The sequence below is a fragment of the Sphingomonas sp. NPDC019816 genome (assembly GCF_050274375.1).
In the GTDB taxonomy this organism is placed as follows: Bacteria; Pseudomonadota; Alphaproteobacteria; order Sphingomonadales; family Sphingomonadaceae; genus Sphingomonas.
In genome coordinates this window covers 14,538-35,361 of record NZ_JBNNOB010000006.1, presented here as the reverse complement: position 1 = coordinate 35,361, position 20,824 = coordinate 14,538, and the positions used below count along the sequence as shown (strand labels likewise).

The window sequence follows — 20,824 nt, the reverse complement described above, 5'->3', positions numbered from 1 at the left end:
CCATGTATGGCGCAGGCCATGATCCGCCTCAGTGAATTGAAACTGCCTCTCCATCATGCGGACGAGGCATTGCCCGCCGCCATCTGTCGCCGCCTTCGCGTCACCCCACGCGACATGATCCGCTTCGCCGTCGCCCGGCGCGGCCATGACGCGCGCGACAAGAACAACATTCAGCTCGTCTATTCGCTCGACGTGACGCTCAAGAACGAGCCGGCGGTGCTGGAGCGTTTCCGCCGCGACCGCGATGTGCAGCGCACCCCCGACCAGCGCTATCATTTGCCCAGCGCGCCGCCCGCCGGCGCCCGGCGCCCGGTGGTGATCGGTGCAGGCCCCTGCGGCCTGTTCGCCGCGCTGATTCTGGCGCAGGCCGGGCACCGCCCGATCATCCTGGAGCGCGGCAAGGTGGTGCGCGAACGCACCCAGGACACCTGGGGCCTGTGGCGGCGCAGCGTGCTGAACCCCGAATCCAACGTCCAATATGGCGAAGGCGGCGCGGGCACCTTTTCGGACGGCAAACTCTATAGCCGGATCAAGGACCCGCGCCATCTGAACCGCAAGGTGCTGACCGAGTTCGTAAAGGCCGGCGCACCGCCCGAAATCCTGACCGAGGCGCATCCGCATATCGGCACCTTCCGCTTGGTGACGATGGTCGAGAGCATGCGGGCCTCGATCGAGGAACTGGGCGGCGAATATCGCTTCTCCACCCGCGTCGACGGACTGGATGTCGAGACCGACGGATCGGGTGAGCGACGGGTGCGCGGGCTGCACCTGAACGGCGGCGGCTATCTGGAGGCCGATCATGTCGTGCTCGCCATCGGGCACAGCGCACGCGACAGTTTCGAGATGCTGCAGGCGGCGGGCGTCCATGTCGAGGCCAAGCCCTTTTCGATCGGCGTACGCATCGAACATCCGCAAAGCTGGATCGACCGGGCGCGCTTCGGGCATCAGGCGGGGCACCCGATCCTGGGCGCAGCCGAATATCATATCTCGCACCACTGTTCGAACGGGCGCACCGTCTACAGCTTCTGCATGTGCCCCGGCGGCACGGTGGTCGCCGCCACGTCCGAGGAGGGCCGCGTCGCGACCAACGGCATGAGCCAATATTCGCGCAACGAACGCAACGCCAATTCGGGCTTCGTCGTCGCGATCGATCCCGAACGTGACTATCCCGGCGATCCGCTGGCCGGGATCAAGTTGCAACGCGCGCTGGAGGAACGGGCCTTCGTCGCGGGCGGATCGAACTACAAGGCGCCGGCGCAGCGGGTCGGCGACTTCCTGGCCGGGCGTCCCTCGACCAGCCTGGGATCGGTCACCCCCTCCTACCGCCCCGGCGTGACGCCGACCGACCTGTCGCAATGCCTGCCCGATTTCGCGATCGCGGCCATGCGCGAGGCGATCCCCGCCTTCGGTCGCCAGATCGCGGGATACGACCATCCCGATGTGGTGATGACGGGCGTCGAGACGCGCACCTCCTCGCCGGTCCGCTTCACCCGCGGCGAGGACGGACACAGCCTGAACACGCGCGGACTGTTCCCGGCGGGCGAGGGCGCGGGCTATGCCGGCGGCATCCTGTCGGCGGCGGTCGACGGCATCAAGACGGCCGAGGCGGTGGCACACAGCATCGGCGGGTCGTGAAGATCTTCTTCGACGGCGGCCTGCGCCCCATGCCCGCTGGCATGGAATGGGCGGTGGTGCTGGGCGGGCACACCCATATGGCGCGCGGGCTGGGCGCCGGCACCAGCATGGCGGCCGAGTGGTTGGCGCTGATCGCCGCGACCCGGCTGGCCCATGCGCAAGGGATCGTCGATGCCGTTCTGTTGGGTGATGCGGCGGCAGTGATCGCCCAGGCCAGCGGCGATGTGCGCGTCCCCCCGGCGCACCGTGCGCAGTTCCAGCTCTGGTCCGCGCTACCCCGCCCGCCGGGCCGGTTCCGCCTGCGCCATGTCAGGCGGACGCAGAATCTGGCGGGCATCGCGCTTGCCAGGCCGCCGCTGCGCCAGCCGACGGGTTGAGCGTCACCGCATCGCGAAGGTGTGCGACAGGCCGTGATAGAGCTTTTCGCGGCACACCAGCTGGCTGACCCCGTCGGCGATGAACGCGGCGGCGAACATGGGCAGCATCAGGCCACGGCTCGCGGTCGTCTCCGACAGGATGATGACGGCGGTCAGCGGAGCGCGGACCACGCCCGCGAAATAGCCGACCATGCCCAGGATCACGATCGCCGAGGCGGGCGAGCCGGGAAAGACCGAGCGCAGCAGGTTGCCCAGCCCCGCCCCCACCGACAGCGACGGCGCGAAGATGCCGCCGGGCAACCCCGCCACCGCCGTCGCCAATGTGGCGAGGAACTTGGCGGGCCCGAACCACAAGGGCGCGTCGACGCCGACGATCATCGCGCGTGCCGCGCCGTACCCCGTGCCCCAGGTCAGCCCGGTGCCGACGCCCAGACCGGCCACGATGACCCCGCAGAGCCCGGCGAACAGGACCGGATATCGCTTGCTCCACAGGGTCACGCGATTGGTTCCGGTCGCCAGCATCAACATCAGCCGCGCAAAGCCGCCGCCCGCCAGACCGCCGACGATGCCCGCCAACGGCGCCGCCACCAGCGCCGTGGCGATCGGCATGTGCGCGCCGATCAGCCCGAAATAGATATAGTCGCCCTGCGCCGACTGCGCGACCATGCCCGCGATGGCGATGGCGGCGACGACCAGCAGCGTGACCTTCTGTTCATAGGCGGAGGCCAGTTCCTCGATGGCGAACAACAGCCCGGCGAGCGGCGTGTTGAACGCCGCCGCGACGCCCGCCGCGCCGCCCGCGATCAGCACCGCACCGCGCAGCGGCACGCCCAGGATACGGTGGGTCAGTCCCATGATCGCCGCCGCGATCTGCACGGTCGGCCCCTCGCGCCCGACCGACGCGCCGCCCAGCACCGCCGCCAGGGTCAGCCCCGCCTTGCCGACCACGGTGCGAACCGAGACCAGCCCCTCGGTCGCGCGGCTCGGATCGGCCTGCGCCGCCATCACCTGCGGGATGCCCGATCCGCGCGCCAGCGGCACGAAGCGCCGGGTGATCCAGACCAGCCCCGCGAACAACAGCGGCGTCACGACCAGCGGCGCCCAGTGATATTGCGCGGCGAAATGTCCGAACACCTCGCTCGCCGTATCGGCCCCGCGCGCGAACAATGTCGCGGCCAGCCCGATCGCCACCGCACCGATCAAAATCGCCAGCCGGGTGCGAAACTGCACCGAACGTGGCCCCTGTCGGCGGAGCAGCGCGCGGTAGCGGGCGGGCGTCCAGAGGCGATGGTCGGGGCGAGGCGGATTCGACTGGGCCATGCCGTGGCTCTACACGTGTTGGCTGCGCAAAGACCAGTCGAACGGCCCCAAAACCGCGACGACGAGTGGCATCGCTCAACTCCGCCGGATCAGCGCCCGCGCCAACCGGCGATCCTCCAGCGAATAATAGAGCCATATGCCGTCCTGCGCGACCACGACCGAGGCGGCGAAGGCGATGTCGGTCGCGCCGCGATCATCGGCCGGCGGCGGCGTCACCAGCGGCTCGATCCCGCGCGCCACGACGCGGGCATAGTCGGCGTCGAACGCTACCCAGCCGATCCGCCAGCGGGCATCGCGGGTCGCGCCGTTGTAGAACATGACGGGGCGGGCGGGATCGTCGGTCAACAGCGGCCCGGTCGACAGATGCCAGTCGTCCCAGCTGTCCTCGCGCGGCATGAACGGGGTCGGCTGTTCGGTCCAGGGACCATCGACATCCGCGCCGATCGCCAGCCCGATTCGCGACGCCTCGTCCGCCGCATATTCGTAGAATAGCCGCCAGCGGCCATCCGCCGTCCGGTCGACCGTCGCCTCCTTGGTATTGCCCTCCGACTTGGAGGAGGCGAGCGCGACGCCGCTCTTGGTCAGCCGGTCGAGCGCGGGGCCGGTCGCATAGGACAGCTCGCCATGCGAATGGTCCGACAGGACACCCGAATAATAGACCACATAGCCGTCGTCGCGGCGAACCACGGTCGGGTCCTCGACCCCGCCCGCGTCATGATCGCCGGGCCCGGGTTCGATCGAGGGTGCGTCCAGCATCGTGAAATGCCGTCCGTCCTCGCTCCACCCCGCCCAGATCACGCCGGTATCGGTCAGCGCTTCGCCCGGCCGGACGACGGCGCGCACCATCATCGCCCAGCGTCCATCGGCCTCCCGCCAGACATAGGGGCTCATCAGGTCGCGGGCCATCAGCGCGGGCGGCCCGGCGATGGTGACGTCCTCGATCCGCTTGACGTTGAAATCGAGATCGATGGGGGCATCGGCCACCCGGTCCTTGCGGTGCGGGTCGGCGACCGACCGATCGGCATCGGGGGCCATCATGCGCCCAGCGCCTGCATCAGCGACAGGCCGCCATCGATGACGATCCGCGCGCCCGTGATGTAACGCGCCTGGTCGGAAGCCAGGAACACGGCCAGGTCCGCCACTTCCGACGCATGGCCCGCGCGACCCATCGGGATGTTCTGCTCCAGCGTGCGGCGATAGACGGGGTCCTCCTGCGCCTTGGCGTTCATCGGGGTGAGGATCATGCCCGGTTCGATCGCGTTGACCCGGATGCCGCGCGGCGCTTCCTCGATGGCCAGCGTCTCGACCAGATTGGACAGCCCGCCCTTGGCCGCGCAGTAATCCGCGCCGCCCGCGCGCACCGCATAGGCGTGGATCGACGAGATGTGGAGGATCGCCGCATCTCCGGTGCGATCCCCCCGCCCGTTCAGGAAGCGCCGCGATGTCAGGAAGGCGCCGGTCAGATCGGTGTCGAGCAATCGCTGCCACTGGGCCAGCGTCATCTCGCGCACCGTCACGCCCGACATGTTGAGCCCCGCCGAGTTGACCAGCACATCGGCCACGCCCCAGCGTTGCTCGACCGTCGTAAAGGCATGGTCGACCGAGGCTTCGTCATCGACATCGGCCTGGACGGTCATCGCCTCGCCACCGGCCCTGACGACCGCATCGGCGGTGCGGTCGGCCCCGTCCTTGTCGGAATGATAGTAGACGGCGACCCGCGCCCGCTCCGCCCCGAATGCCTGGGCACAGGCCGCCCCGATACCCGATTCCCCACCGGTCACGATCACCAACCGCCCCACCATGTCGTCCTCCTGTTCACCCATTCGGCGACAGCAACGCGTCTTGATAGAGATCGGTCCGCATGTCGGGGGGCAGTTCGTCTCTCGTCGATGGGGCCGGCGGGTGGCGTCTATCCGCCCTGCACGGCGCCCCCGATCCGGGGCGATCGGAAACGTCTTTCCTATCAATCACCTGCCCACCCCATCCAGGTTATGGCGGGCGCCCGGCACCGCTGCTCTATTGCTCGCCGGGCCTTCCAAGGTCCGGCACCAGCGGAGATGCGCCATGCCCCTCCATCATCGCCATATCCTCGTCGTCGAGGACGAATATATGCTCGCCTATGACGTCCAGGCCGATCTGGAGGCCGCCGGCGCGGTGGTCATCGGCCCCGAACCCTCGGTCCCGCAGGCGCTCTCGCGGATCGCGCTGGAGGCACGGATCGACGCCGCCGTGCTCGACGTCGATCTGCGCGGCGAGATGGCGTTCCCGGTCGCCGATGCCCTGGCCGTGCGACACATCCCGTTCCTGTTCGCCAGCGGCTATGACCACCGGATGATCGGGGATCGCTATCCCGGCATCGACCTGTGTCACAAGCCGTTCAGCAAGCGGGTCCTGCTCGACCTGCTGACCCGCCTGGTGCAGGACGCGCCGCCGCGCCGGGGATAGGCCGAACGCTATGCGCGCGCGGCGGGGCAATAGTCGCGCAGAAACGCCGCGTGCGGCGGGATCGGCGCGATGGCCTGTTCGATCTGGCGGTCCAGTCCGGTCAGCGACTCGCGCAGCGCCTGGGAACCGAGCATCGTCGCGATCCGATGATGCGCACGCGGCACCAGCCCCTGGCCCAGCATCACCGATACCCAGGAGTCGATGCGGAACAGGTCGTCCTGCCCCTGCCACGCGCCCGCGCTCTCGGCGAACAGCGCGATGCGTTCCTTCAGGCTGTCGGGGAGCGGCATGGCGGCGCACCGCGTCCAGAAGGGGGAATCGTCGCGCTCGGTCTGCGCGTAATGCAGGATGATGAAGTCGCGGATATGCGCCCATTCGTGCGCCGACTGCGCGTTGAACCGCGCCGCCAGCGCACCCGTATCGCCGCCACGGAACGGGAAGGACTGGATCAGCCGCATCACGGCGATCATCACCAGATGGATGCTGGTCGATTCCAGCGGCTCAATGAACCCCGCCGCCAGCCCCAGCGCGACGCAATTGCGGTTCCATGCGCGCTGCCGCACGCCTGCGCGGAAACGCAAGGGGCGCGGGTCGAACAACGGCCGCCCCTCGACCGCGCCGAGCAGGGTCGCCGTGGCTTCGTCGTCACTCATATGATCGCCGGCATAGACCAGACCGTTGCCGACCCGCGTCTGAAGCGGGATCTGCCAGCGCCAGCCGGCACGGTGCGCCGTGGCGCGGGTATAGGGCACGGGTTCGCGCACCGCCTCGGTCTGCACCGCCAGCGCGCGGTCGCAGGCCAGCCAGTGGCTCCAGTCCTCGAACCCCGTCTCCAGCGCGCCCTCGATCAGCAGCGCGCGAAAGCCGGTGCAGTCGATGAACAGGTCGCCCGCGATCCGCTCACCGCGTTCGAGATGCAGCGCGGCGATGTCGCCACCCTCGCCGTCGTGCTCGATCCGGGTGATCCGCCCCTCGACCCGGCGCACGCCGGCCGGCTCGGCGATGGCGCGCAGGAAGCGCGCATAGGCGGTGGCATCGAGATGATAGGCATAGGCCAGCGTCTCGTTCGCATCGCGTGCGAACCGCCCCGCCGCCGCCGCACGCGCCTCACGCGAATAATCGGTATAGTCGCGCCCGAAGCCCTGCGCGCGCGCCTCCAGCCAGAAATGCTGGAAATCGGCGATCGGGATCGACCGGCCCACCGTGCCGAAGGGGTGGAAATAGCGCGCGCCCACTTCGTGCCAATGCTCGAACGCGATGCCCAGCTTGAACGTCGCCTGGGTCGCGGACATGAACGCCGCCTCGTCCACCCCCAGAAAGGCGTGGAAGCTGCGCGCGGTGGGGATGGTCGACTCGCCGACGCCCACCGTGCCGATCTCGTCCGATTCGACCAGCGTGACATCGACCAGCGGCCCCAGCTGCCGCACGAGCGCCGTCGCCGCCAGCCAGCCGGCGGTGCCGCCCCCGGCGATGACGACACAAGTGGGCGGGGGCGTATCGCTCATCGATTCAACCTGTGCAGCAGATAGGCGCGCAGCCGCCGCGCACCCTGATCATCCAGCGGGGCAAGCGGCCCGTGCACCGCCGGCGGCAGATGGCCGGTCACCGCCTCGTCGGACCCGAAGATGTAATGATCGAGGATCGCGCGCCAGGCCCGCTTCTCCGCCGCCGGCCGGTCGCGCAGCGACAGGATCGCGTGCATCACCGTGTCCATCGGGCTGTCGAGGAAGTCGGGGGCGGCGTTCCACCAGTAATTCACGAGCACGTTGAAATCGTCCAGCGCCTCGACATGATGCCACCAGAGCGCCGGATAGACGAGCAGATCGCCGGGGCCGAGTTCGGCCACCTGCGCATGCGCGACCGCATCGGCGAAGCGGGGAAAGCGGTCGAGATCGGGGGCGGCGAAATCGACCATGCTCACCACCTGCCCGCCCGGCGTCGGCGCCAGCGGCCCCGGATAGAGATTGCCGATTTGGTCGGGCGGGAACAGCGTGAAGCGACGATGCCCGACCGCGCAGATCGCGGCATTGTTCGCCATGTCGTAATGCGCCGAGGCGATGGTGCGGTTGCCGACCCAGATGCTGGCGAGCGGCGGATGCTGCGCGAACAACGCCCCCGCCGGCGCCAGCTCGTTCTCGGTCCGAAAGCCGGGCAAATAGGTATCGAGATCGGTCGACCCCATATAATAGGCCGTACCCGACCGGTCGCCGAGCAGCCGGTCCAGAAATTCGCGTAAAGCGAAGGGCCGCGCCTGAAAGTTCAGCGCGGTGCCGCTCGCGTCATAATGGAAACGCCCCCGGATCGACGGATCGCCGACATAGCCGGTGACGGGCCGCCCCTGATCGAAGCGCCGCAAATAGTCTGCCGCCGCTGCTGCCGAACGCTTCCCCTCGCGGACCAGCGGCCAGTCGGCGGCATGGCCGCGCAGGATCACCGGCACGCCGTCCGCGACCAGCGCCGCCAGATCGGGCGCACCGGTTGGTGCCACTTCGCGCACCCGCGCCGTCACGGGCAGGCGGTCAGCCATGCGCGTCCTTCCGGATCTTGCGATCGATCAGATGGCGCAGATTGCCAAGCGACGAGGCGATCCAGATGGCGGGGCGCAGATGATCCTGCGCGTGCAGCATCGCCAGCGTCTCGGGGTCGAGCGCCGCCAGCCGGTCGGTGTCGATGGTCAGGCAATCGGGGATATTGTAGCGCCGCCCTTCGTCCAGATCGAGTTGCAGCAGCGCAGGCGTCAGCAACCCCGCGCCCTCCAGCGCGTCGAACAGCGCGGCCTCGGTCTGCACCCCGACATAGATGCGCTGGAGCATCGCCGAGACATGGTCGAGCAGCGGCGCGTTGCCGCCGTGGTCGCGGAACACCGGCATACCCTCCGGGGTCAGGCGCGGATGATCGGGATCGACGAACACCATCGGCGCGCCGTCCGCATCATGCCCGATCGAGAACGGCCCGCGCGCCCGCGTCGCGGGGATATAGCGCGCGTCCCAACGCTCCCCGTCGAGGAACAGATTCTCGTCGGGGTCGAGGCCCAGCAGCACCGTGGCATAGAGCCTGTCGCTCTCGTCGCGGCGCAGCAGGATCGCATAGTCGCGCTGCAATTCCTCGAACTCGGGCGGGAAGACGCGCGTCTGGTTGATCGCGTCGCCGTAACGCGCGTGATGACCGACCGCGACGCGAAGGTCGCGGTGGTCGACATTGTTGAGCAGCACGAAGGTCATGATCACCCTCTATACCCGGAAGACCGCCGGGGGGGCAGCGGCCTTCCGAGTTCCGGGATCAGAAACGATAGCGGGCACCGACCAGATAGCGGGCGGAGCCTTCCGCCAGATACCAGGTGTTCATGCGGTCGCGACCATAGGTCTGGACGCCCTCCTCCGTCAGGTTGATCGCCTCGAAGCCGAGCGCGAAGCGCGGCGTCAGGTCGAAGCTCATCGAGAGGTCGAGCTGGCCATAGGGCGCGGTGAAGACCGGGTTGCGGTCGCCGCCACGGTTGATGTCGCTCAGGAACTTGTCACGCCAGTTGTACGACAGGCGCATCGAGATGCCGTGCTTGTCGTAGATCAGCGTGGCGTTGGCGGTATCCGACAGGCCGACCAGCGCGAAGGTGTTGACCGTCGGATCGGCGGCGATGTCGATGCCGATATTGCCGCGCACCAGTGTGTAGCTCGCCGCGATGCCGAAACCAGTTTCCCCGAGGAAATATTGGCCCGCGAGCTCGACGCCATAGATATGCGCGTCGCGGTTGTTGATCGGCGTATTCACCGCGAAGTTGAACAGCGGATCGCTGGCGTTCGAGCTGACGTCGAGCGCGCCCAGCACCTGGTCGACGAAACCCTGGTTCAGCGCGCGGCTCTGGGTATTGTAGTTCGCCCCGAACTGCGCGTTGGTCGCCGCGACATTGCCGCCATTCTGCTGGAGCAGCGCGGTATAGGTGAACAGGTTCACGTCCGTAATGTCGGCGCCGAAGGTGCCTGTCAGCTGCTCCTTCGCCACGCCCGAGCGCGTGCCCGCCGCGCCCGAGGTCGCGTCGCGCAGGCCGAACAGGTTGCGGTTGACGACCGTGTTGCCGATGAAATTATGCACCCGCTTGTCGAAGAAGCCCGCCGACAGGAACACGTCCTTGCGCGGATACCATTCCAGCGTGACGTCGATATTGTCCGAGGACAGCGGCAGCAGTCCGGTGTTGTTGGCCGAGCCCGTGGCGATGCCGCCGATCGCGGTCGGCCGCCCCGGCGCGCCGACACCGGTCGAGGCGAAAAGGTTGCCATAGGGCGCACGCGAGATCGTCTTGCTGTACGAGGCGCGGGCGAACAGATTGTCCATCACCTCCAGCTTGGCGTCGATCGCGGGCAGCCAGTTGTTGTACGATCCGCGCGCGGTGATCGCCTGGCGATCGGTACTGTTCTGGACGACGAAGTCGTTGTCGGCGGTCCAGACGATGGCCAGCGGCACCGGCTGGAGCGAGACCGCGCTGACCTTGGTGTTCTCGTACCGCAGGCCGGCGACGATCTGCGCGGTGCGGCCGAAGACGGTGCCGTTCCAGGTGCCCTGGAGGTAACCGGCCCAGATATTCTCGCGCACCGAATTGTCGCTGTTGGCGTCGATATTGTTGCGATGGTCGACGCCGTCGTTGGTCACGCCGATATAATGGTTGAACAGCGTGTTGTAGAGCTTGGTCGCGTCCTGCGTGCGGAACGCGATCTGGGTGTTCGCGTCGGCGTTCGGGTCGTTATGCTCGAACTTGCAGGTGTTGCAGAACTGGAAGACCTGGCCCGGGGCCAGCTGCGCGACGTCGGGCGGCAGCGAGTTGCCCCAGTCGCCCAGTACCTGGCGGGTGTTATACTGGGTCTGGCGCGTGGTGGTGGTCCGATAGTCGCCACCGGCGTCGAAGCGGAACTGGTCGTTCAGCTCCCAGCCGGCATCGGCGCGGATCTCCTTGATCCGCTGCGTCTGGTTCGACGCGAACTGGCGCTGCACCGCGCTCGACAGATCGCCGACATCGAGGATGCCGTTGTTGTTGCCCTTGATGAAGCTCTGGCCGGTCGGCGTCGTGCTGCGCGTGCCGTCATTGATGGTCAGCGTCTGCTGCGGGAAGCCGTCGGGCGTCCAGAACAGGCTGTGCGCCGCCACGATCGGCGCGTTGATCGCGACGGTGGTCGAGGTCTGGCCGTTGGGATTGTCCGGCGCGCTCTGCGCCTCGCCGATATGGCCGTCGATCGACAGGCTGAAGCGGTCGGTCGGCTTCCATTCGATATTGCCGCCGAAATCGTACAGCTTGTTCTTCTGCGCGCGATACGCCTGCTCGAACGCGGCGTCCTTCACGCCGTTGATCGTCTCGGCCAGGAATTGGGTGGTGGCGATGCCGTTGCTGGCATCGTCGAACGTCACCTCGCCGAACGGACGGTTGAACCAGTTGGACTGGCTCGACCGGCGCTCCGACTGGCGGAGCTGCGCGTACAGGCCATCGGCAGTGAAGGTCAGCGTGTCGGTCGGGCGGAATTGGATGATCGCCTGACCGTTGATGCGCTCGCGGCTGGCCTCCGAGAAGTGATAGCGGAAATCGTTAGGCACCGAGACCAGCGGGTTGCCGGTCGGGCGGTTGTTGATCTTGGTCGCGCCGTTCACGAAGCCGTTGGACGGGTTCAGGAAGTCACTCAGCGAGCGGATGTTCCAATTGTCCGGCGCGACGCTGGCGAAGCTGAAATTGCGCTTCTGATAGCTGCCGAACAGCGACACGCCGAAGCGCTGCTCGCTGTCGGACCAGCCAACCGTGCCCGATGCCTCGGGCGTGACGCGCGCGCCGCAGTCGATGCAGTCGGCCGAGCTGTTGTCATAGCTGCCCTTGACGCCCAGCGAGCCGATGAAGCCGGTATCGGCCGCATCGAGCGGACGGCGGCTGACCACGTTGATCGTCGCACCGATCCCGCCCGAGGGGATGGCGGCGCGGCCGGTCTTGTAGACCTCCAGCGTCTTGACACCTTCGGAGGCGAGGTTGGAGAAGTCGAACGACCGGCCGAAGCCGCCCGCGCCGTCGCCGCCCTGGTCGCCGCCGACCGCGACGATGTTCGAGGTGGCGAGCTGACGCCCGTTCAGCGTGACGAGATTATATTGCGCGCCGAAGCCGCGCACCGTCACGGTCGAGCCTTCGCCGTTGCGCCGGTCGATCGACACGCCGGTGATGCGCTGCAGCGATTCGGCCAGGTTGGTGTTGGCGAACTTGCCAATGTCCTCGGCGCTGATCGCGTCGACCACGCCGTTCGAGTCGCGCTTGATCGCGATCGAGCGCTCCAGCGAGGCGCGCACGCCGGTAACGACGATATCGCCGCTATTGGTTTCGGGCTGGGCGTTGGTGGGGCTGGCCTCGCCGGCGGGCGGCGGCGGGTTGCCGGTATCGGCCTGCGGCGTGCCCTGCTGCGGATCACCGGCGGCGACCTGTGCCTGGGCCTGTGTGGCCAGCAACAGCCCGGCGCTCAGCCCCAGTATCGATGTCGAGCGCACAAGTGCGCGCGCAAGCGTCTTCCCCTTCATCCCACCTCTCCCTGTTCGCGACGTCATCGCGCCGCTGTGTTCTGCCCGGCCGTTTATCGGCCAAGTCTTTGTATCAAAGCCTTGCTATACCGACCGACATCGGTGTCAACGAAATTGCCCTTCACCTATGCCGGTCGGATCGATCAGTTGGTCGACTGTGCCCCCGCCGCCACAGTCACATCGCCCGAGGCGACCGGATGTTCGGCATCGGTGGCCAGCGTCAGGCGATAGGACCCGGTCGCCGTCGCCCAGCCTTTGCCCTTGGTCCAGCGTGCCAGGATGCGCGGATCGGCGGCGATCGACAGTTGCCGCGTCTCGCCCGGGGCCAGCGTCACCCGCTGGAACCCCGCCAGCCGCAGCGGCCCCTGCCCCTCACCTGTCACGTATAGCTGCGGCACGACGACGCCCGCGCGCTTGCCGCTGTTGGTGACAGAGACCGCGACCGCCGGGGTGGTGCCACCGGTGAAGCGTGGCGTGCCGAAGCGGAAGCGGGTGTAGCTGAGGCCATGGCCGAACGGGAACAAAGGCCGGTCGCCGCGCGCGGCATACCAGCGATAGCCGACATCGCTGCCCTCCCGATAATCGACCGGGAAGGGGGCGAGGTCGCCGGTATCGACGACACCGGCATTGCTCGACGCATCGGTCAGCGCGGTGACGCCGGCGGGCAGCACCGGGCGCGGACGTGGCAGTTGTGCAATGGTGCGCGGGAAGCTGATCGGCAGGCGGCCCGAGGCGTCGACCTGCCCGAACAGCACGCGCGCGATCGCCTCGCCACCGCGCTGGCCGGGATACCAGGCCTGGACGATGCCGGCGACATCATTCACCCAGGGCATCAGCACCGGGCCGCCCGTCTCCAGCACGACGACGCTGCGCGGATTGGCCTTGGCCACCGCCGCGATCACCGCATCCTGATTGTCGGGCAGCGACAGCGAGGGGGCATCCTGCGCCTCGGTCTGCCACTGGGTGGCGAAGACGATGGCGACATCGGCCGCCTTGGCGGCGGCGGCCGCCGCCGCCGGATCGCGCCCGTCGACGAAGCTCACCTGCGCACCGGGCGCCGCCGCCCGGATCGCGCGCAGCGGCGACGAGCTGTGATAGGTGATCCGCGCGAAGGACGCCGCCGCACCCTTGGCCAGCGGAATCTCGATCGGCACGCCACCGACCGAGCGCACCTGGCTCGACCCGCCGCCCGACAGCACGCCGACATCGGCATGGCCGCCGATCACCACGATCCGCTTGGCGCTCGCTGCCAGCGGCAGGACGTCGCGGTCGTTCTTCAGAAGGACGATGCCGGCCTCGGCGGTGCGCTGGGCGACGTTGGCATGCGCGGCATAGTCGATGGCCTGCGCAGTCGCGGGCGTGGGATCGTCGTACAGCCCGCTGGCGATGACGCCGGTCAGGATACGCTCCACCATCTCGTCCAGCCGCGCCTCGGGCACACGCCCGGCCGCGATCGCGTCGGCGAGCGGCTGGCCGAAATAGATCTGCTTGTCGAGCTCCTGCCCCGATTCCTGGTCGAGCCCGGCGAGCGCGGCCTTCTCGGTCGAATGGACCCCGCCCCAGTCGCTCATGACGAAGCCCGGATAGCGCCATTCGCCGCGCAATATGTCGGTCAGCAGGAAGCGGTTCTCGCAGGCATAGTCGCCGTTGATCTTGTTGTAGGCGCACATGACCGATCCCGGCCGACCGCCGTCGATCGCGATCTTGAACGCCAGCAAGTCACTCTCGCGCAAAGCCTTTTCGTCGATCCGCGCGTCCAGGATGTTGCGCCCGGTCTCCTGCGCGTTGAGCACGTAATGCTTCACGGTCGATACGATGTGGTTCGATTCGACGCCCCGGATCGACTCGCCCGCCATGATGCCGGCCAGCAGCGGGTCCTCGCCCAGATATTCGAAATTGCGGCCGTTCCAGGCGTCGCGCGTCAGGTTGACCCCGCCCGCCAGCAGCACGTTGAAGGTCTTGGCCCGCGCCTCCGCGCCGATCATCGCGCCGCCGGCATAGGCGATGGCGGGATCGAAACTGGCTGCCGTGGCCAGGCTGGACGGCAGGGCGGTCGCAGTGTCGCCCTTGCGCTGTTCGACCTGGTTGGCGACGCCGAGGCTGGCGTCGCTCTCCCGCAGCGTCGGCACGCCCAGCCGGGGCACGCCCGGCACATAGCCCGCCGAGGGGATCATGTCGGCATGGCGTTCCTTGGTCATCGGCGGGAACAGGCCATGGACATAGGCGAGCTTTTCGGCGCGCGTCATCGCTTTGACCAGCGCACGGGCGCGCTCGGCGGCGGGGGCATCCGTGTTGCGCCACGCGCCATCGACAGGGGCCGCCTGCTGCGCCGACAGGGCGACGGGGGCGGCCCCGACGAGAAGGGCGGCGGCAAGGGCAAGGCGATAGGTCATGAACGGCTCCTGGCGGTCGGGGTGGGGCAGGAGCGCCAACGACCGTCACGGCACGGGGGAGCCATGCCTCCCCTGCCCACGCGATCCTCTCCCGGTGAAACCCCGTTTCGCTTGTGATGATCGCCATGTATGACATCGGTGTCAACGCTCAATCGACGGAGACGGCTCGGCGCGGCGCCTGCCCAAGGCCGGGACAGGGCCTTCCCGCGTCGCGCGTTGCGGGCGGGCGCGGCGTGACTAAAATGGACAGATTATGCGGCGTTCTTCGATTCCCCTTCCCTTCGGTGCGCCGCGATGAAGCCGCTGACCATCAAGGATGTGGCGCGTCAGGCCGGCGTCTCGCCCAAGACCGTGTCGCGCGTCATCAATGGCGAGGCGCATGTCCGCCCCGAAGTGCGCGAGGCGGTGGCGCGCGTCGTCGCCGAGATGAACTACCAGCCCAACGCATTCGCGCGCGGGCTGTCGAGCACGCGCTCCTTCCTGATCGGGCTGTTCTTCGACGATCCGGCGTGCAGCTATGCCAATGACGTGCTGCTGGGTGCGCTGGGCCGGGCGCGGGCGCTGGGCCGGCATCTGGTGATCGAGACGGTGGCGTTCGACCGGGCGGACTGGCGCGAGCGGCTGGAGGAGAGCCTGCGTGGTCTGCGGCTGGGCGGGGCGATCCTGACGCCGCCGATTGGCGACCGCGACGACCTGATCGCGATCTTCGAACGGCATGACGTGCCGGTCGTGCGGATCGCGCCGGGCACCCACACCGGGCGCACCCCGCGCGTCTGGATGGACGACCGCGCGGCGGCGCGCACGATGACCGAGCATCTGCTGGCGCAGGGGCATCGCCGCATCGGCTTCGTGCGCGGCAATCCGCAGCACACCGCGTCCGAGCGGCGCTGGATGGGCTTTTACGAGGCGATGACCGATTTCGGCATCGTGCCCGACATGGCGCATGTGGCGCAGGGCGACTTCACCTTCCGCTCCGGCCTGCTGGCCGCCGAGACGCTGTTGCGCGGGGCCAACCCGCCCAGCGCGATCTTCGCCAGCAACGATGAAATGGCGCTGGGCGTGCTGACCGCCGCGAGTGCCGCGCAGATCGCCGTGCCGCAATCGCTCGCCATCGCCGGCTTCGACGATGCGCAACTGGCGCGCATGGCCTGGCCGCAGCTGACCACGATCCGCCAGCCCAATGTCGAAATGGCCGCCGCCGCGATCGACCTGCTGGTCGACCGGCCACCCGATGACGGCGTCATGCCCGCGCTGGAGCTTCCCTATGAACTGATCGTCAGGGCCAGCTCGCGCGTGGACGACGCGCGCGAGGTCCAGCCAAAGCCCCAAACCGGCAGGTAACAGGCGGCGGGCAGCAACAGCGCCGGCAGCAACCCGATCCGATCGGCGAGCAGCCCGGTGAGCAGCGGCACCACCGCCCCGCCCACCACCGCAATGCACAGCACCATGCCACCGGCCGGCGCCTCCTCCGCACGCGGCGGCAATGCCAGGACATAGATGGTCGGGTACATGATCGAATTGGCGATCCCAACCGCCAGCAGCGCGATCGTCGCCACCATCCCCTGCCCCGACAGCGCCACCAGCACAAGGCACGGCGCCAGCGTCGCGGCCCCGGCGAGCAAGCGCCCCGGCTCCATCCGCCGCAGCAGCCACGCGCCCGCGAACCGCCCGACCATCGCCCCGCCCCAGTACAGCGCGACCAGCCGCGCGGCGGCGACCGGCGACCAGCCCCCGCCGTGCCGCGTCATCAGGAAGTCGGTCAGCAGCGCGCCGATCGTCACCTCCGCCCCCACATAGGCGAAGATCGCCAGCGCGCCGCCCTGCAACCGGCGATGGCGCAGCGCCGCCATCCATGTCCCACGCGCACGCGCTTTGGGTGCCAGCCCGCCCAACAGATCGCGGTACCGCGCAAAGCCCAGCGCCAGCCCCGTCAGCACCAGCGCCGCCAGGCCGAAGGGCAGCACGGGCAGCCAGCCGCCCGCCCCCCGTGCCGCCGGGATCAGCGTGCTCGCGCCCAGCACCGGGCCGATGACGGTGCCTAGCGAGTTGAATCCCTGAAGCAGGTTCAGCCGCGTCGCCGCCAACCGGGGATCACCCGCCATCGCCACCGCATTATTGCTGGCGATCTGAAGAAAGGTCGCGCCCGTCGACAGCGCCAGCAGCGCGATCAGTACGGCGGGATAGGCCTGCATCCCCAGCCCCAGGATCAGCAGCCCGCTGCCCAGCGCCATGATCGCCAGCCCGGTGGCATTGGCGCGCATATAGCCGGCCCGCGCGACCAGCGCGGCGGCGGGAAAGGCGAACAGCAGATAGCTGGAGAAGGACGCGAACTGTACCGCGCTCGCCGCGCCGTAACCCAATCCCCAGGCCAGGCGCACGCGCGGCACCAACAGGCTGATCGACGATGCGATGAACCCGCCGATGAAGAATACCCCGATCGACAGCCGGAACAGCAACGTCGCCGTCCGCGCCGCATCGGGTACGGATGAGGATGGGGGGAGCGGATCGCGCACGGGCATGGCCCCTTGCCTATCAGCTTTCGTCACGCTGCCAATGCTCCCACCAGCGATCCGCATCGCGTGGCCGACGCCGATGCCCCAGGCGTCCGGTCGGTGCATGAGGGCTCAGGCTTCGCCGAACAATTCGCGCTGCGCCTTTTCCAGTTCCTCGCCATAACGGCGCCGGACATGCGCCTCGGTCAACAGGCCCAGGACGCGGCCCTCGGCATCGACGACCGCCAGTTCGTCGCGGCGCGCGGCGTCGAACGCCGCCATCACCATCTGGATGTCCATGTCGGGCCGCAGCGCCTGATCCTGTCCGTCCGCCAGCGTGCCGATGGCGGCATCCCCCTCCACCGTCGCGTCATGCGCGGCGACGGGGGTGACGATGCCGACATAGCGTTCGTCCGCATCGACCAGCACCACCCGGCTGGTCGAGCCCAGCGGAAAGCGGCGCCGGAATTCGACAACGGTCATGTCCTGCGGCACCAGATTGGGTTGCCGGCGCATCATCCGCCCGGCGGTCAGCGCCTTGACCCAGCCGACATCGCGCGCGCTGCGGATCGTCTCGCCGCGCAGGTGAAGCCGCCAGGTCGAGAAGGAATAGCCGAAGAACTGCCGGACGATCGTCGAGGACACCAGGCTGGCGGCGAGCACCGCGCCGGTCAGGCTGAAATTGCCCGTCGCCTCCAGGACCAGCATGGTCATGGTAAAGGGCGCGCCGATCACCGCCACGGCCAGCGCCGCCATGCCGACCATCGCCGCATTGCCTGGATCGAGCACCGAGGCGCCGATCATCCACCCCAGCAGCCCGGCATAGAGATGCCCGATCAGCGTGCCGAGGAACAGCGACGCGAAGAACAGCCCGCCGCGAAAGCCGAAGCCCAGCGATATGATCGACGCCAGCGCCTTCATCACCAGCACGGTGGCGATAACGGTCAAGGGTATGGCCGCCATCATGTTGATGTGCAGCGCGCTGTGCCCCGCCGACAGGACCTGCGGGGAAACGGCGGCTAGAGCGGCCAGCAGCAGCCCGCCGGCGATCGGCCGCCCCCAGCCCGGCAGGACGGCGCGGGCGCGTCCCTCCACCATGCCGACCGCGCGCATGATGACGATGCCCACCACCGCGCAGATCACGCCCAGCGCCCCATAGACGAGATAGCCGAGGCCATGGATGGCCGGCCCCCGCTCGACATGGACGATATAGGGCACGACGCCCAGCCGCTGCGCGGTCTGCGCACCCGCCAGGGCCGCCGCGACGACCGGGGCGATGGCGGCGGGCGTATAGGCGCCGATCACGACCTCGAACGCGTAGAAGGCCCCGGCGAGCGGCGCCCCGAAGGCGGCCGCGATCGCGCCGCCCGCGCCCGCCCCGACCAGCGTGCGCACCTCGATCCGCCGCAGCTTCAGCCACCGCCCGATCAGCGAGGCGATCAGCCCGCCGAGCTGGGCATAGGCCGCCTCCAGCCCCACCGACGCGCCGAACCCGTTGGACAACATGGTCTGGCCCGAGACGATCGCGCTGTCGCGCACCGACAGGCGACCGCCGTGCAGCGCATTGGCCTCCACCGCGTCGACCAGCGACCGGCGGCGCGCGCGCACCAGACGGTTGAACAGGACCAGCACGGCCCCGCCTACCGGCAGCATCAGTAGCTGTCGCCAGTCCAGGTCGGGCATGCCGCTCAACCGCATGTTCGCGGGCAGCCCGAAGGCGATATGTTGCAGGGTGCGGGCGACCGCACCCTGGATGACGGTCAGCAATCCGGCGCCCATGCCGACGACCACCGCGACGACGACGAACAGCGATTCGATCGAGCGCGCCTGCTTCGCGATCCAGCGGGGCCAGGCCGTGCCCCGGCGCACGAGGCGCTGCCATATGGGCGGTCGGGGAAGGGAGCGGGCCATTCCATACGCTCTGCCGCCGCGCGCCATCGGTGTCACGCGCGGACTTGGATACGGCGGCGCATGGGGTGAGCGACGGGCGGGGACGATCCCCGCCCGCCGGGATATATGTGTTACTTGCCGCGCAACGTGTTGATCAGCGCCAGGCCCAATACGCCGCCCAGCGCCGCGGCCGCGAAGGGGCGATCCTGGACGAACTGGCGCGCCGAATCGATCATCGGGCGCACGGCATCCTTGGCCTCGCCCAGCGTCTTCTGCGCGGTGCCGCTCAGCTGATCGCCCTTGCCCTCGGCCTGCATCGACGTGTCGCCCAGCGCGGAGCCCAGACCTTCCTTGACCTGACCGCCGATGTTGGTGGCCGAGCCGGTAAGCGTGTCGGTGTTCATCGATCGTCTCCTTACGAAAATGGATGGGACCCGTGATCCCCGACGACCGAACGCGCGACCGGCGCGCAAGGCTGCATGGACGTCGATCGGTGGGCGCTTATCCCGCGATCCCCGCCGCCACCGCCTGCACGCGCAGGCGCGGGAACACCGCCTCGATCGGCTTGGTGTCGGGCAGCACATAGACATAACCGCCCTTCTGCCGAAACATCGGGCGCAGTTGCCGGGCATACACGGTCTTCGGCACGTTGATGCAGCCGAAGGTGATGCGATTGTCGTCCGGGGTCGGCGACAGCATCCGCTCGCGCCGCTTTTCGCGCGCGCCGGCATCGGTCGGGATCGGGTGGATCGCCACCGACGTCGCGTAATCGACCCACAGCACCCGCTCCCCCGCCACCGGCAGGCCGAACCGGGCGAGATAGCGTCCCGCCGGCGTGGTCTTCTCGGCCGGTCCCAGATCGGCGAGCTTCTTGCTGCCGACGCCCGGACTGGCCTCATCGCCCAGCGCGATGCCGATCAGCACGGGGGCGGCGGCGATCGGCTTGCCCTTGCCATCGAACAGGAACATCGCGGCCTGGGTCTTGTCCACGACCACCCAGGGCAACCCGTGATTGTCGCCCGCGCCGGTAACCCAGGCCACGACCCGGTCGACCGCCTCTGACGGCAGGATCGCAGGCGACGGGGTGGGCGCGGGGGTAGCCTTTGCTCCCTTTTTCGCCTTGGCGGACCGGGCGGACCGGGCGGACTGGCCGGTTTTCGCCAGCGGCGCGGCATCGACCATCGCCGGCGGCAGGATCAGCGCCAGCCCGGCCAGCGCCCGCACGACTTGCTTCATCGGTTCGGCATACTCACAAAAGATCGGCCGCCCCCCGTTCGGGGACGGCCGACAGGCGAAAGGGGATTGTCAGGATCGCCGGGTGGCGATCAGTGGCGTGCCCGCTTGGCGGGGCGCCGTTCCTGCACGGTCAGCCGCTGGTCCATGCCATCGACGCGACCGTTCAACTGATCGAGCCGCTGGCCGTTGTTCTGCGCCTGTTGCGAGGCGGCCTGCGCCTCGGCCAGCGCCGATTTTGCCGTCCCGTCGGTTTCCTGCAACCGCGCCTCCAGCGTGTCGACGCGCTGGCTGACGGGGGCGATCTGTTCGCGGACATAGGATTTGGTGGCGCAGCCGCCGAGGCTGACGGCGCCGGCCAGGGTGACCAGGGCGAGCAGGGATTTGGACGCGTAAGCAGACATCACTAAACTTTCAGTCGTTGACCAACTGAATCAAGCAAGCCGAGCCGCAATCATCCGACAATCCGCTTTCTGATCGACTGTGCCTCATCTTCGACCAATCGATG

At 68.7% G+C, this 20,824-nt stretch carries 17 protein-coding genes; 4 read left to right on the top strand and 13 right to left on the bottom strand.

All coding sequences use genetic code 11. The features are described from left to right. Window positions 1-18 precede the first annotated feature (18 nt). Together ACQKJZ_RS01900 and ACQKJZ_RS01895 are read left to right on the top strand one after the other, a co-directional pair. Window positions 19-1,635, top strand: coding sequence for an NAD(P)/FAD-dependent oxidoreductase (locus ACQKJZ_RS01900; protein ID WP_427729780.1), 1,617 nt, complete (start codon window positions 19-21; stop codon window positions 1,633-1,635). Next, window positions 1,632-2,012, top strand: a complete 381-nt coding sequence (locus ACQKJZ_RS01895; protein ID WP_427729779.1) for a ribonuclease H family protein — start codon at window positions 1,632-1,634, stop codon at window positions 2,010-2,012. Before ACQKJZ_RS01900 ends, ACQKJZ_RS01895 begins: the two co-directional genes overlap by 4 nt. 3 nt (window positions 2,013-2,015) lie before the next feature. Here the strand turns inward: ACQKJZ_RS01895 and ACQKJZ_RS01890 are convergent, their stop codons facing one another. From ACQKJZ_RS01890 to ACQKJZ_RS01880, 3 genes are all read right to left on the bottom strand, one after another. Next, window positions 2,016-3,332 carry a chloride channel protein gene (locus ACQKJZ_RS01890; protein ID WP_427729778.1) on the bottom strand — a complete coding sequence of 439 codons (1,317 nt, stop codon included), beginning with the start codon at window positions 3,330-3,332 and terminating at the stop codon, window positions 2,016-2,018. Between the two features lie 75 nt (window positions 3,333-3,407). Next, window positions 3,408-4,370 carry a glycosidase gene (locus ACQKJZ_RS01885; RefSeq protein ID WP_427729777.1) on the bottom strand — a complete coding sequence of 321 codons (963 nt, stop codon included), beginning with the start codon at window positions 4,368-4,370 and terminating at the stop codon, window positions 3,408-3,410. After that, entirely contained in the window at window positions 4,367-5,134 is a 768-nt protein-coding gene (locus tag ACQKJZ_RS01880; protein WP_427729776.1) for an SDR family oxidoreductase, read from the bottom strand. The genes ACQKJZ_RS01885 and ACQKJZ_RS01880 overlap by 4 nt, the downstream gene beginning before the upstream one ends. 262 nt (window positions 5,135-5,396) lie before the next feature. Between ACQKJZ_RS01880 and ACQKJZ_RS01875 the strand changes: the two genes are divergently transcribed. Next, a complete protein-coding gene (locus ACQKJZ_RS01875; protein ID WP_427729775.1) occupies window positions 5,397-5,777 on the top strand; it encodes a response regulator in 381 nt (126 codons plus the stop codon). Between the two features lie 8 nt (window positions 5,778-5,785). On the opposite strand, the gene ACQKJZ_RS01870 is transcribed toward ACQKJZ_RS01875, so the two are convergent. From ACQKJZ_RS01870 to ACQKJZ_RS01850, 5 genes are all read right to left on the bottom strand, one after another. Beyond that, window positions 5,786-7,282: a tryptophan halogenase family protein gene (locus tag ACQKJZ_RS01870; protein ID WP_427729774.1), complete on the bottom strand. Its 1,497-nt coding sequence runs from the start codon at window positions 7,280-7,282 to the stop codon at window positions 5,786-5,788. Beyond that, a complete protein-coding gene (locus ACQKJZ_RS01865) occupies window positions 7,279-8,304 on the bottom strand; it encodes a cupin-like domain-containing protein (RefSeq protein WP_427729773.1) in 1,026 nt (341 codons plus the stop codon). The genes ACQKJZ_RS01870 and ACQKJZ_RS01865 overlap by 4 nt, the downstream gene beginning before the upstream one ends. Further along, the gene (locus ACQKJZ_RS01860) at window positions 8,297-8,998 is read right to left on the bottom strand and encodes a SapC family protein (RefSeq protein WP_427729772.1); all 702 of its coding nucleotides are present in this window, start codon (window positions 8,996-8,998) and stop codon (window positions 8,297-8,299) included. Before ACQKJZ_RS01860 ends, ACQKJZ_RS01865 begins: the two co-directional genes overlap by 8 nt. Window positions 8,999-9,056: 58 nt before the next feature. Continuing rightward, window positions 9,057-12,308 (bottom strand): TonB-dependent receptor, encoded by a 3,252-nt coding sequence (locus ACQKJZ_RS01855; protein ID WP_427729771.1) that lies wholly within the window; start codon window positions 12,306-12,308, stop codon window positions 9,057-9,059. A gap of 143 nt (window positions 12,309-12,451) precedes the next feature. Continuing rightward, window positions 12,452-14,701 carry a beta-glucosidase family protein gene (locus ACQKJZ_RS01850; protein WP_427729770.1) on the bottom strand — a complete coding sequence of 750 codons (2,250 nt, stop codon included), beginning with the start codon at window positions 14,699-14,701 and terminating at the stop codon, window positions 12,452-12,454. A gap of 294 nt (window positions 14,702-14,995) precedes the next feature. Between ACQKJZ_RS01850 and ACQKJZ_RS01845 the strand changes: the two genes are divergently transcribed. Then, complete coding sequence (locus tag ACQKJZ_RS01845; RefSeq protein WP_427729769.1) at window positions 14,996-16,042, top strand: LacI family DNA-binding transcriptional regulator; 1,047 nt, start codon at window positions 14,996-14,998, stop codon at window positions 16,040-16,042. Here ACQKJZ_RS01845 and ACQKJZ_RS01840 read toward each other — a convergent pair. From ACQKJZ_RS01840 to ACQKJZ_RS01820, 5 genes are all read right to left on the bottom strand, one after another. After that, entirely contained in the window at window positions 15,964-17,220 is a 1,257-nt protein-coding gene (locus ACQKJZ_RS01840; protein ID WP_427729768.1) for an MFS transporter, read from the bottom strand. The two genes, ACQKJZ_RS01845 and ACQKJZ_RS01840, sit on opposite strands and share 79 nt — an antisense overlap. Window positions 17,221-17,325: 105 nt before the next feature. Continuing rightward, window positions 17,326-19,104, bottom strand: coding sequence for a chloride channel protein (locus ACQKJZ_RS01835; RefSeq protein ID WP_427729767.1), 1,779 nt, complete (start codon window positions 19,102-19,104; stop codon window positions 17,326-17,328). A gap of 110 nt (window positions 19,105-19,214) precedes the next feature. Beyond that, window positions 19,215-19,487 (bottom strand): CsbD family protein, encoded by a 273-nt coding sequence (locus ACQKJZ_RS01830; protein WP_427729766.1) that lies wholly within the window; start codon window positions 19,485-19,487, stop codon window positions 19,215-19,217. Window positions 19,488-19,584: 97 nt separating this feature from the next. Continuing rightward, complete coding sequence (locus tag ACQKJZ_RS01825) at window positions 19,585-20,319, bottom strand: hypothetical protein (protein WP_427729765.1); 735 nt, start codon at window positions 20,317-20,319, stop codon at window positions 19,585-19,587. An 89-nt stretch (window positions 20,320-20,408) separates the two neighbouring features. Beyond that, window positions 20,409-20,720 (bottom strand): hypothetical protein, encoded by a 312-nt coding sequence (locus tag ACQKJZ_RS01820; protein WP_312490924.1) that lies wholly within the window; start codon window positions 20,718-20,720, stop codon window positions 20,409-20,411. Window positions 20,721-20,824 lie beyond the last annotated feature (104 nt).

Coding starts and splice junctions, on each gene's coding strand:
- ACQKJZ_RS01900 (WP_427729780.1), top strand. CDS start 19: ATGATCCGCCTCAGTGAATTGAAACTGCCTCTCCATCATGCGGACGAG.
- ACQKJZ_RS01890 (WP_427729778.1), bottom strand. CDS start 3,332: ATGGCCCAGTCGAATCCGCCTCGCCCCGACCATCGCCTCTGGACGCCC.
- ACQKJZ_RS01885 (WP_427729777.1), bottom strand. CDS start 4,370: ATGATGGCCCCCGATGCCGATCGGTCGGTCGCCGACCCGCACCGCAAG.
- ACQKJZ_RS01880 (WP_427729776.1), bottom strand. CDS start 5,134: ATGGTGGGGCGGTTGGTGATCGTGACCGGTGGGGAATCGGGTATCGGG.
- ACQKJZ_RS01875 (WP_427729775.1), top strand. CDS start 5,397: ATGCCCCTCCATCATCGCCATATCCTCGTCGTCGAGGACGAATATATG.
- ACQKJZ_RS01870 (WP_427729774.1), bottom strand. CDS start 7,282: ATGAGCGATACGCCCCCGCCCACTTGTGTCGTCATCGCCGGGGGCGGC.
- ACQKJZ_RS01865 (WP_427729773.1), bottom strand. CDS start 8,304: ATGGCTGACCGCCTGCCCGTGACGGCGCGGGTGCGCGAAGTGGCACCA.
- ACQKJZ_RS01860 (WP_427729772.1), bottom strand. CDS start 8,998: ATGACCTTCGTGCTGCTCAACAATGTCGACCACCGCGACCTTCGCGTC.
- ACQKJZ_RS01855 (WP_427729771.1), bottom strand. CDS start 12,308: ATGAAGGGGAAGACGCTTGCGCGCGCACTTGTGCGCTCGACATCGATA.
- ACQKJZ_RS01850 (WP_427729770.1), bottom strand. CDS start 14,701: ATGACCTATCGCCTTGCCCTTGCCGCCGCCCTTCTCGTCGGGGCCGCC.
- ACQKJZ_RS01845 (WP_427729769.1), top strand. CDS start 14,996: ATGAAGCCGCTGACCATCAAGGATGTGGCGCGTCAGGCCGGCGTCTCG.
- ACQKJZ_RS01840 (WP_427729768.1), bottom strand. CDS start 17,220: ATGCCCGTGCGCGATCCGCTCCCCCCATCCTCATCCGTACCCGATGCG.
- ACQKJZ_RS01835 (WP_427729767.1), bottom strand. CDS start 19,104: ATGGCCCGCTCCCTTCCCCGACCGCCCATATGGCAGCGCCTCGTGCGC.
- ACQKJZ_RS01830 (WP_427729766.1), bottom strand. CDS start 19,487: ATGAACACCGACACGCTTACCGGCTCGGCCACCAACATCGGCGGTCAG.
- ACQKJZ_RS01825 (WP_427729765.1), bottom strand. CDS start 20,319: ATGAAGCAAGTCGTGCGGGCGCTGGCCGGGCTGGCGCTGATCCTGCCG.
- ACQKJZ_RS01820 (WP_312490924.1), bottom strand. CDS start 20,720: ATGTCTGCTTACGCGTCCAAATCCCTGCTCGCCCTGGTCACCCTGGCC.